Origin of the sequence: Prolixibacter denitrificans (assembly GCF_003014495.1) — a bacterium.
Classification (GTDB): Bacteria; Bacteroidota; Bacteroidia; order Bacteroidales; family Prolixibacteraceae; genus Prolixibacter; species Prolixibacter denitrificans.
On the sequence record NZ_PYGC01000004.1, the window covers coordinates 288,298 to 300,649 of the forward strand.

General features: G+C 44.8%; 6 protein-coding genes. 3 read left to right on the forward strand and 3 right to left on the reverse strand.

Translation table 11 applies throughout. The features are described 5' to 3' along the window. Nucleotides 1–80: 80 nt before the first annotated feature. Nucleotides 81–776: a Crp/Fnr family transcriptional regulator gene (locus tag CLV93_RS10285; protein ID WP_106542110.1), complete on the forward strand. Its 696-nt coding sequence runs from the start codon at nt 81–83 to the stop codon at nt 774–776. Nucleotides 777–780: 4 nt separating this feature from the next. Here the strand turns inward: CLV93_RS10285 and CLV93_RS10290 are convergent, their stop codons facing one another. From CLV93_RS10290 to CLV93_RS10300, 3 genes are all read right to left on the reverse strand, one after another. Continuing rightward, complete coding sequence (locus CLV93_RS10290; protein WP_106542111.1) at nt 781–4,629, reverse strand: translocation/assembly module TamB domain-containing protein; 3,849 nt, start codon at nt 4,627–4,629, stop codon at nt 781–783. A 1-nt stretch (nt 4,630) separates the two neighbouring features. Further along, complete coding sequence (gene bamA, locus CLV93_RS10295; protein ID WP_106542112.1) at nt 4,631–6,448, reverse strand: outer membrane protein assembly factor BamA; 1,818 nt, start codon at nt 6,446–6,448, stop codon at nt 4,631–4,633. 235 nt (nt 6,449–6,683) lie between these two features. After that, nucleotides 6,684–7,877, reverse strand: coding sequence for a saccharopine dehydrogenase family protein (locus CLV93_RS10300; RefSeq protein WP_106542215.1), 1,194 nt, complete (start codon nt 7,875–7,877; stop codon nt 6,684–6,686). A 276-nt stretch (nt 7,878–8,153) separates the two neighbouring features. Between CLV93_RS10300 and CLV93_RS10305 the strand changes: the two genes are divergently transcribed. Further along, nucleotides 8,154–11,372, forward strand: coding sequence for a PAS domain S-box protein (locus CLV93_RS10305; protein ID WP_106542113.1), 3,219 nt, complete (start codon nt 8,154–8,156; stop codon nt 11,370–11,372). A gap of 465 nt (nt 11,373–11,837) precedes the next feature. Next, complete coding sequence (locus CLV93_RS10310) at nt 11,838–12,293, forward strand: cold-shock protein (RefSeq protein WP_106542114.1); 456 nt, start codon at nt 11,838–11,840, stop codon at nt 12,291–12,293. The last annotated feature ends 59 nt before the right edge of the window (nt 12,294–12,352 follow it).

Genomic DNA, 12,352 nt, shown 5'->3' on the forward strand with positions numbered 1-12,352 from the left:
ATAGCCTTGTGTACATCTGTAAATAGATGTATGTTTACGCGCGAATTATCACAAGAAACGGAGAAATTGTAAGGAGCTGAATGATTGACAATAGCACAAAAACATCATGCCTTTTATGCCAGAATAAATCGGCTTGTTTTGAAAAATTATCGGAAGAGGAGTTGCTTTCGGTAGATGAAAGACGGGTTGAATTGCACTATCGCAAAGGGGAAGTTATCGCCAAACAGGGCTCATTTGTCACCCATATATTATTCCTGAAAAAAGGACTGACCAAAATCTATCGTGAAATTGACAAGGATAATAACCTCATCCTAAACTTTTACCCGAGTGGCAAACTGATGGGGCTTTCGTCATTGTACATGAACAGTATTCTGCAGTTCTCGATTGCAGCTGTCGAAGATTCCGTGATTTGTGCCATGGATATCCACATTTTTGAGAAGTTCGTGCGCCAAAACGGTCAATTTGCGGCATCCATCATTCATGCCATCAACCAACACTTTGCACACCGTACCGAAAAACTGGTCTCGCTGACACAGAAGCAGATGAACGGCCGTTTGGCAGAAGCATTTCTTTTCTTCGCCGACCAACTTTACAGAAGCGATTCATTTCACCTCTCGCTTACACGGAAAGATATCGCTGAGTTTACAGGAATGTCCGTGATGAGTGTGGTGCGAGGTATCAAGGACTTCAAAGAGAACGGAATTCTGGAAGACAGCAATGGCGATATTACCTTGCTGAAACGCGACATGCTGGAAAAAATCAGCCAAACCGGCTAGTCCACTATTTCCACGACTTTTTAATAATTAAATCAAATCCTGAGTTGGTCGCCTGGTTGGTTGCCTGCAAGTACAGCCAGCGCAGGATTTGGTATTCCAGGGTAATCTTTTCCGGCGCAATAATTTTGGTCTTCTTATCGAGAGCAAAAGTTCGCTGATATCCCAGGTACAGGTTCCTGGTAATGTATTTTCCAACGGTAACACTGCTGGATGACCAGCTTTCTCCGCCCGAAATCTCCAGCACATCGAGGTTAAGTGTCGACTGCAACGCATCTTTCAACACCGACGACACCTGCCCGAGCGCCAAATTCTTTGCTACACCGGATGCACTGTTCACGCTCGAATTCTGCGCAGAAGTAAGTTGATTGGAAGAACGTCCAAACAGAATATACGACAGAGCATCCTGCTCGGTAATTTGCTGGCCATCGAGACGAAACTCAAAGTTTGGTTCAAGCGCTCTTCCGGTTATGTGCAGGGTAATTTTCCTCAGTTGCTTTTCGACGTCGCGGAAGGAATAGGCAATGGTAAAATCAACCATCGGGTTAATCTCATCGCTTCCCGTGAAGGTTAAGCTGCCTGATTCAAAATCGAATCGTTTGCCATACATCTTATAAAACCCGCGCTGCACATTCAATGTACCAAAAAGATCAACCGGTTTACCTTCCTTCACGGCACGCAAATCTCCTTTCAGCTCAAAGTTCATGTCCTTCCCCTTGATCCAGAAGTTTCCGGGAATGCGGACCGTAAAAGTTCCACTCAGTTGACGATAAAAATCAACTGACTGGAAAGCTGAAATCGTATCATTTACAGTCACCTGTTTCTTACCGGTTGTATCCGTTACCGACGCATCGTTTATGGCCTGCACTAACAACGGCGGATTTGGATCGTTCGACTTTACCGCCATTCGGGCACGCAAGGCATCCGCATTCAAGTGTGCCTCTTCAACAGTCAGTTTTCCGGAGAATTTGGGCTGCTGCGGAGTTCCCTCCAAAAGCATATTTGTATTGATAACCGCATCCAGCAGGTCGGAATTGGCCACTGAGAATTTTTCACCACTGATATTCAAATGAATGTATTCCGGCTCAGCCCCCAATTGCGATTTCAGCTTCACATAACCATGCATCCCCAAGTATCCTTTTCCGGATTTCATCCCAAGGGTATCAATGGAGAACCGGTTTCCCTGAAGCCCGCTTCGTAGTATAATATTCCGATAGCTCAACCCGTACTCTTTATCGTCAAACTGCCCGTTATCAAGATGTACGTGCCCACCAATCTTGACATCGTCGATGGTATTCGAGAGCTGCACATTGGCCGAAAACAGTCCGCCAACTTTCATGCCCTGCTGAGCAATAAACCGGTTAAAACGGGCGATTTCCAAACTATCAATCCGCAGGTAACCATGCACCGGTTCGGTTTTCCGAAGCAGATAAATGCTGTCGGCAAATGAAAGATGCAACGGGAGATCCAACTCCGCGGTCAGGAGAGAATCCTTTTCACCCAGCACACCCAACTGCAATTTCAATCTCTCATCCTGAAAATTCACATCAGCTGCAATTTGTTTCAGACTGATGGTGTCGAGCGCCGGCTTTTGAATATCCAGGAAACCCTGTATTTCCGGTTTGGTGCCACTACCAGTTAACCGGATTCCGGACGAAACAATTCCTTTTAAGTTTTGCGGAACACCTTTGAAAGGAGGAATTTGCGACAAATCAACATTATCGAGAGACAGGTTTAAATCTTCATTACCATGAAAAGCGAAACGGCCATCCAGCGCGATTTTTTGCTTAGCCGACGCCAATACCAGGTTCCTCACCACAATGGAATCACCGGACGGAATTATCGAAGTCGAATCGCTTCCTCCATTCCATTCCGAGTGGATCAAACTCAAATGGAGTCGCTTCAAATCAACCCGGAGAGCATTCTTAAAAAAGACGTTTGCTGCCAAATTTGCCTTTAGCGAATCATTCATCACCAAATCAACCTGATTATCCAAGCGTCCATTTTTGAATTGGGTCTTCAGCCCCAACGATTGCATAGCGATGCCGTTGATATCCATTGAACCTGCCTGCAAATCGGCTTCCCCGCTGTAAAGACTTTTCTGAAGTACGGCCTGTACATTTCCTGCCAGCGCCCCCACTGTAATGGAATCATACCGGAGATGTTGCAGATCGATATTTCCCGCAAACCGGAGCGAATCAGCCGGACCGATTATTCTTCCGGAAATGGTACCGGTCATTTTCGATGGCGGCAATCCGAGTGGTTTGGCCAGACTATTAATATCACGAGCCTGAACAGTCAACGAAAAGTCGTTACTCAAATGAATGTTCCCCTTCCCCTTCGCGAACAGATGAAAGGCCGGAACCTCGAAGAGCAAGCTATCCAATTGGTAATTGCCAGCATTGTAACGCATCCGGGTATGAAAATCCGTCACCGGTTGCCCTAACAGAATCGTATTGTTTGACCGTATTTCCGCCTGTGCTTTCAAATCGTTCAATTTCATCCCTGAGCCCTTCAACCGAAGATCCAGATTCACATCTGATTTCAAGGAATCTTTCGGCAGGAAATCAGCCAGGTCGACATGCCTCAACCGGGCATTAATTTGGTAAGCAGGATGGGTAAACAGCTCTTTAAGATGAGCTGTACTCTCTATCTTTCCAAGCCATGCATCCGCATTCAAACGAGCATCTACATTCCCGGCTCGTTTGTCCAAATTCACGGAGAAATTTTTCACGGTATAACCGGAATAGTGAGCATCGTTTAACTGTCCATCCAGCTTAACACGATTGGTTTTTATGTCAAAGCCATCACCATCGACGGCAAAACGTCCGGAAATCAATGAATTCAACGTGCTATCTCGCGTCCAGGTTGCTGCATTGATACTGTCGATATTTAGGTGAAAGTTGTACTGCGGATTCGTGCGCAAATCTTTGAACCAGCCCTCGAGGGCAAGACGCTGCTGTGCCTCTTGAACCTTGAGTTGCATCTGGTTTTGCTGCATGCCTCCTTTCAGCAAAAGCTGAATATTAGGCTTACCGTAAAGAGGCTGCTTAATAAACGGCTGCAAATCCGCCAAATCAAGCGGTTGAAAAGCCAGCTGCAAATCAGCTAAATTGAGTGAATCGAGCGGCAGTATTCCGTTACTGGTCATCCGCGAACGAGTGGTTTGAAAGTGCAGATCGCTCCACTTCAACCGCCGTTTCACCATCTCCAGTTTTCCCGTCAGGCTGTCGATAACTGCATCCGGTTGTTGCGTTTGCAGGTGAAACTGATTTAGATTTAGCGCCAGGTCTTCCGGTTCGAACCGGAAAGATAATGCTAAGCTGAGGGCCAACCTGCGCGGAATAATCGCAGCCGTGTCAATCGGGACGACCGTTCCCTGAAAGTCTTTCAGACGAAAGTCGGATATGTTGACCTTCCAACTACTTCCGCTTTTCGATGTCGAATCCGGCTGCACTTTTGTGGTGTCAGCCGGAAAAATGTGCTCCAGGTTCCAGGTCGAATCTCTTTCCTGGACAGCCAAAACACGCAGTTGTCCCAGCCCGACATAGTCAACGTTCACGTTTTTTCTAAGGACAGATGCCAGGGAATATTTTACATCCAGCTTCTGAAAAGCCAACAAAATTGTATCATTCCGCGAAAGCGAGAAATTCTTCAGGTAAAAATTTCCCAACAGGTTCCCCCGGATGGAATCGAGTTTCACTTCGGCATGCAACATCTCACTCCCTCTCGACGACACGACAGATGCCAGCCATTGATTCAGCATTCCGGTACGGAGCATCAGCAGCACAGCGAGAATCAGAATGATGATTCCGCCAACCAGCCAGCTTACTATGTTGATGATTCTCCTTACCATACTAAAATGCCTGTCCGATAGAAATGAAAAACTGCGTTCGAAACTTATTCTCAAACACCGGTGTCGCTAAATCCAACCGAATCGGGCCGATAGGCGTCTTCACCCGAACTCCCAACCCAACATCATATTTAAGACGTTCCAAGTTGTAGTTAAATGCTTTGGGCCAGACATTTCCAAAATCCATGAAAGCGGCTCCTCCAAAAATTTCGTATACCGGGAAACGAACTTCAGCGCTTCCTTCCAGCACACTGTTACCACCGATGGGCACCCCGTTCTCGTTTACCGGCGAAACCTGATTCCGGCCCCAACCCCTCAATGAGTTCGCACCTCCAAGCAAAAAACGGTCTTCCAACGGACTTTGCCTGTCTCCCTTTATCGGTCGAATGACACCGGCCCGCAACCGGGCCGCAAAAACCCAATTCACGTTGAACGGAATATAGTGCCGGACGTCTGATTCTACTTTGATGTAGTGATATTTCGACTGAAAACCAACGCCCATGTACGTCACGTACGTGTCAAGCTTCCAGCCGTCGGTCGGATCGAAAACGTCGTTGGTTGTATTTCGGCTAACACCTACGGTGATTCCTGATTTATTGTGAATCGAATCCTGCGGATTGACCGTTGAATCGATTGCTGCCGCAGCTTTATTGGTCAGCCGGTCTTTTTCGAGCGAATACATCAAATAGCCGGCAGTACCGGAAGAAAATGTTTGCTGAAATGTGACGCCGGTTCCCAGTCGGTCGACTTCGAAACCGGTTTCATTCTCCCGGATATAAAACGGGTTCAGGATAAAATCGAGATTATCGCGAAAAATATCAGGCTGAATGAACTTAGTGTCAAAACTGAACGGGAGAAAATGAGAGTGCTTCCCATTGAAAATCAATCGCCGGGCACCACCCAGAAAATGTAAACGGGTAACTTCAGCCGATACCCGAACGCGGTCTTCTGTACCATATCCCACACCCGCCTGCAACGACCAACGCGGCTTTTCCTTCAGATAAACAGTAATCGGAATACTATCGCCCTGAATGCTATCGGTCTGTGCGCGCACAACCACATAGCTAAACAACTCGGTATTGAAAAGCTTTTGTTGTGTTAGCTGTAGCTGCTTTTGCGAAAAGCGGTCTCCCGGAGAAAACCGGAGTTTGTTACGGATAAACTTCACCGGAACCAAAGAATCACCATTAAAGGTTACTTTACCGAACCACGCTTTTGGGCCCGGCTTTACCTGAAACTGCAAATCGACTGAATGTGCCGAAGTATCGACCTGAATATCACGTTTGACATTCACCAATGGAAAACCTTTATTGGTATAAGCACTGGTCAGTTTGTCTTCCGACTGGTAAACATCCTGATCGACAAAACGTTTTCCCACCTTCACCGGGAACTCCTTCTTTGCCTCATTTACGATCGCAGAATCCAGCCGTAACGTGTCATCGTATATCTTTATCCGGTTAACGAGGTAAGGTCTTCCCTCTTTTACATGAATCAAAACAGAAATTCGTCTACCCACCCGATTGGAGTCGAGGGAATAATGAATCGCCGGATGCAAAAAGCCATTCCGCTGATAGTAGCTTTTCAACCGATCGATATCATTGTCCAACGTATACTTAGAGAAAGTCGGACCCGGCTTCCAGAATTGTAACTTATCGAGAAATGTAGGGCTTTCCGTATTCATCTGTCCGGCGAGGTCTTCGTCGCTCAACGTGGCATTTCCTTCGAATACCACCTTCTTAATCACCGGTTTCTTTTGAGCGAATGACTCAAACGGCAAGAGAAGAATAAACGCCAATAAAATAATCCTGAAGACTCCCGGCATACAAGTGATTTTGATCGATTTCGAAAGAGTGAACCAATCGCTGAAGTGAAGACAGTGAAACACTGCTGTAATCACCCATTTTAAACGGTTGAAACACTAATTTAGTTCAAAAAGTGCCAATCAGGAAATGGGTTTGAGAAGACTTGCGGAAAAATGAATGATGGAGTCAAAACCAGCACAAAAAAAGAGCCGCCTCAAAATGAGACAGCTCCTTGTTCGTATTATCGTCGAATTTTTACAACTCCAAATCAACGTTATGCAACTCATTCCATGGTAACCCATGTTGGTTCAGTTCTTCCAGGAACGGATCCGGATCGAATTGCTCAACGTTGTAGACGCCGGGCTTTTTCCATTTTTCCTGCATAAACATCATCGCGCCAATCATCGCCGGAACACCCGTGGTATAACTAACAGCCTGCATCCCAGTTTCCTTGTAAGCTGCTTCGTGGCTACAATTATTGTAAATGTAATAAGTCTGCTCCTTGCCGTCTTTCAATCCGCGGATGCGACAACCGATGGAGGTTTCTCCATGGTAATTTTCACCCAAATCACCCGGATCGGGCAATACAGCTTTCAGGAACTGAATCGGGACAATCTCCTTCCCTTCGTACATGATGGGCTCAATACCAGCCATACCGATATTCTGAATCACCCTCAGGTGAGTCAGGTATTCCTGTCCAAAGGTCATCCAGAAGCGAGCCCGTTTGATGGTCGGGAAATTTTTCACCAACGATTCCAGCTCTTCATGGTAAATCAAATAGGATTCTTTCGGGCCAATATTCGGATAATTCAACGGCTTATGAATTTCGTGTGGTTCGGTCAACTGCCAATCGTCATTCTCCCAGTATTTTCCTTTCTGGGTCACCTCACGAATATTGATTTCGGGATTGAAATTAGTAGCAAACGCTTTCCCGTGATCGCCGGCGTTACAATCGACAATGTCGAGATACTGGATTTCGTCGAACACGTTTTTAGCCGCATGCGCAGTGAAGATACTGGTCACACCCGGATCGAAACCACATCCCAGAATAGCAGTCAGACCTGCTTCCTTGAAACGATCGTGATAAGCCCACTGCCACTTATACTCAAATTTGGCTTCATCCTTCGGCTCATAATTGGCGGTATCCAGATAGGAAACACCCGTTTCGAGACAGGCATCCATGATCGTTAAATCCTGGTAAGGAAGAGCGACATTTACCACCAAATCGGGCTGAAACGAACGAATCAGTTTCACCAATTGCGGTACACTGTCGGCATCCACCTGAGCCGTTTGGATCCGGTTTCCACCAATTTTTTCAGCAATCGCATCACATTTTGCTTTGGTGCGGCTTGCCAGCATAATTTCCGAAAATACCTTTGGAAGTCCGGCCATTTTGTGAGCAACCACTGTTCCTACACCTCCGGCGCCAATGATCAACACTTTACCCATCAAAAATATCTGTTTATTCAGGTTCAACAATTCTAAAGCAGCGCAAAGTACGCATTTTTTCAAGGCAAAAAGATAGGGAATTTAAAACAAGAATGAAACCGCAGTATCCGGAACATCGACAGAAAATTGAACAAACAAAGAAAGGCAACTGTCACGATTATTACCAGACAGTTACAATTTGTTAAATAGTCACTGAATTTTAATCAGTTAAAATATCATATAATCGAAAAAGTTACGTTGTAATGAAACACACCCTTTCAATTTAGTACGAAGTTTATGGATGTCGGAGTGAGCAAAATGTTGGAAGAATGGAAGAATTTTCTGGATCATTCCCGTGACCCTGAGTTCCTGTTAACCAGTCGCGGAGAGTTGGTCTATTGCTCTCCGTCTGCCTTTCAAATTGCGAATCTACGTTCGTTTGATTTACCGGCAACGGCCGACAACTGGCTGCAACTTATCCATCGTTCAGAGCGTGAAATCTTGCTATCGAAAGTTAAAAGCGCTTTTGAGACTACTTATGTTCCCATTCCGAAAACTATAACAATCACCAACTCCAAAGGGGACACCGAGAAATATTTTGCTGTTTCCCAGCTCATCTCATCAGCCGATGCTGATATGAATTTGCTGCGGGTCACCTTGCGGGAAGATAAAACCCGGCAAAACCAATCGGATGAAAAGCAAGAACTGCTGGATAAAATTATCGAACTGGTCAACGGCGACACTTCCCTCGACAGAAAATTAAATGAATTTCTCCGCCTGACGTGTCCTCAACCGAATATCAAAAATCTCTTCATATACTTTAATCGAAAGGATACTGACACCCCGGTTTATACCTGCGCGTCGGAAAAAGAGCAGTTTCAGATTGTGACAGAGCAAAACAGAGCGTTCATCAATATCTGGAACGAGTTGCTATATCACCTGGAGCCGGCAAAAGACAAACTCCATGTCCAACGCCAGGAATTGCCGGAAAACATTGCTTCCAAGTTAAAGGACAAGGGGATTGACGAACTTTACATTTTCCCTATTGTACCACAAAACAACGTGGCTGCCTACCTGGGGATTATACCCCATAAATCGCTCACTTTCGAAGAATCACTTTGGGAAGAAATCAGTCGCGTGCTTTCACTAGCGTGGTTAATCGACAACAAGCGGAAGCGACTTATTCATTATAAAGAGAAACTGGATTGGCTGCTGGACACTTCCGGACAGTGGTATTGGGAATTCAATCCGTCTAAATCAAAGTTTGTCATCGACAGGCACTGGATGATAAAGTGCGGTTATACACAGAATCATTGGCCGAAAGAAGAGTTTATCCGCTATGTCCATCCCAACGACCGCGATGCATTCGTCAGTCAGTTGGACGTTGCTTCCGAAACCCGGAACCAGTTTTTCGAAACCGAGTTCCGCTTTCAAAAATCGAACGGAGAATACCAGGCAATTTCCTGCAAGGGGAAAACCATGTTCAGTCACCACTCGGGTCGCCCCCGGATTGTGGGCGTATTAAACGAAGTTATTCCGTTGGAAACTATACAGGAACGCTTTGAGCAGGTTTTTCAACTCAGTCCATCCTATATGGTCATAACACAAATGGCCACCGGGACTATCGTCGATGTCAACCAACGCTTTCTCGACCTTATTAGGAAAAAGAAAGAGGAAATAGTGAATACCGACTTTTTTAAACTGGGATTCATTTCGAAGGAAACCCGCGAAAATATTCGGGAAAAACTGCTGCGTGAGAAAAAGGTTATCAATGAAGAGATTACCATCGAAGTTGGAGAGCAAAAAAGATTTGGTTTGTATAGTGCTTCAATCTTCATGAGCGATGAAGAAATGCTGGTACTTTCTTCTGTCCAAGACTTTACCGAACAAAAAAACACGAGCAATGAACTCAAACAACACCGGGAAAACCTGAATGAATTAATACAGCACAGAACCGTTGAACTGAACAAAAGCAAACTTTATTACGAAACGCTCATACAGGAGATGACTGACTACATTTGTCACTCTCTCCCCGATACTACGATACTGTTTGTCAACGATGCCTATTGCCGGTACCTCGGTCAGCCCCGGGAAAACCTGATAGGAAAACGGTGGATCAACTTCATCCCAGATGCTTCACAGGATTACATCCATGAACAAATCAGAATAATTACAGAAACCCAAAAGGTCCACACATTCGAAATCAATGTACCGGCAAGGAATGGGAAACCGGAAACCTGGGTGCAGTGGATCAACGTCCCGATTCGGAATGAGAATGGTGAAATCACCGAGATTCAGTCCAGTGGTCGTGACATCACCAACATCAAACTGATACAAGCCGAATTAAATGAAGCCAAAGAGAAAGCTGAAGCATCTGGAAGGCTCAAATCAGCATTTCTGGCCAACATCTCGCATGAGATCCGCACGCCGATGAATGTGATCCTCGGCTTCACCAATCTACTTATAGACAACGATCTGAACGAAGAGGAACGCGAAGAATTTGCGGGTCACATCACCAATAATGCCAACTTATTGCTCCGAGTGCTGGACAACATCCTGGAAATTTCACGAATAGAAGCCGGATCTACCGCAATTGAGAAAGCTCCGTGCGATATCAATAAAATGCTGGAAAATCTTTGCCAGGAATATGAAAACCTGGCGCAACCGGGCGTAAAAATATATAACCGTCCGGCACTCAAAGGCCCTTTCTCGTACATGACCGACAAAAGACGAATGAAACAGTTGCTCACCAACTTAATGGATAACGCTGTTAAATTTACCAGCGAAGGACATATCGAATGCGGATACAAACTACATCCAACTAATCATAATTTCGACAAAATTGAGTTTTACATCAAAGATACCGGAATAGGTGTCGCTTCCGACATGATTCCTTTAATCTTTGAACCATTTCGGCAAGCCGACAACGGCCTTACCAGGCAATTTGGTGGAACCGGACTGGGATTATCTATCGCTAAAAAATTAGCCGAACTACTGGGCGGAACCATGAATGTCAATTCAGTTCCGGGCAAGCAAACAATTTTTTCCGTTACTTTTCCGTTTCAACCTTCAAATCAGGAAACAACAAAAAAGATGATACATAATACTGCCGACAATAAGTATCACTTTGTGCCCGATTGGCAACAGCACAAAGTATTAATTGTGGAAGATGTGGAGTCGAATTACCAATACATTTACAGTGTTCTTGGTAAAACCGGAATCCAAATTGTATGGGCTTCAGATGGCAAAGAAGCAATTGAATATTATAAGCAGAATCCGGATATCGACATGATTCTGATGGACATCAAACTTCCGATTATGAACGGTCTTGATGCAACGCAAACGCTCAAAAGATTAAATCCCGACATACCCGTGATTGCCGTTACAGCCTATGCCATGGCCGAGGATAAGGAGAAATGCCTGGAAGCCGGTTGCGATGATTTCATTGTCAAGCCCGTCAACCGCTTTGAGTTGCTGGCCAAGATTGAGAATTACTTCGAATCTCAGGAATCATAACCGGCGTTTGCAGTGTTGGAACACTAAAAATAATCAAATAAAGAGTTGACCTAAACCAAAACAAGACAACCTAAAGGCATCCGAATGGTGTGATATACACAAAGCTTTTGATTGAGGAAAAAGCATTTTATTTCAAAAACACTGAAAATAAACGTTATATTTGCACTGATTCTGATTTGAGATTAAGCGCACATATACTAATTCCACATTCGCATTAGTTATTCACTGCTCTTTTTAAGATCCCGTTTCGGCACCGTTTTGCACAATCCGGCAGTAGTCTGCTGGAAACCGATCAATTTAACGAACCGAATTTCAGCAATCAACATACATCTGAAGATTCCCGTGTAACGGAAAAGACTTATGAAACAAAGTCAACTGTTGCAATCGGAATACAACTAACCGAATTATTCGGCGTTACGAAAGGAAAATACAAACAGTCAGGTATATTATCAATTAAATTTATTTATGGGTAGATCACAAGAAACTTTCAACAAAAAAGAAGTACGAAACAAAAAAGAGAAGAAGAGAAAAGAAAAAGAAGCACGTAGGCAAGCCAGGAAAGAGAACGATAAAAAGAACAGTCTCGACGATATGATTGCTTACGTTGATGAAAACGGTATGATTACGGATACTCCTCCGGATCCGGACAAGAAAACCAAGACGAAAGCCGAAGACATTGAGATTAGCATTCCTAAGAAAGAGGAAATGGAACAGCTCGATCCGATAAGAAAAGGAAAAGTGACCTATTATAACGATTCCAAAGGTTATGGTTTTATCAGGGATACCGAAACACAGGAGAGTGTATTTGTCCATGTAAACAATGCACTGGACGAGATCAATGAAGGCAGCAAAGTTACCTTCGAAGTAGAACCTGGACCGAAAGGCCCGGTTGCCGTCAGGGTAAAATTGCTCGATCAGTAATTTACTGTAACACTCGTTAGTCGGAACAAAGCATTATGGCTGGTTCACTGACTGTTTCC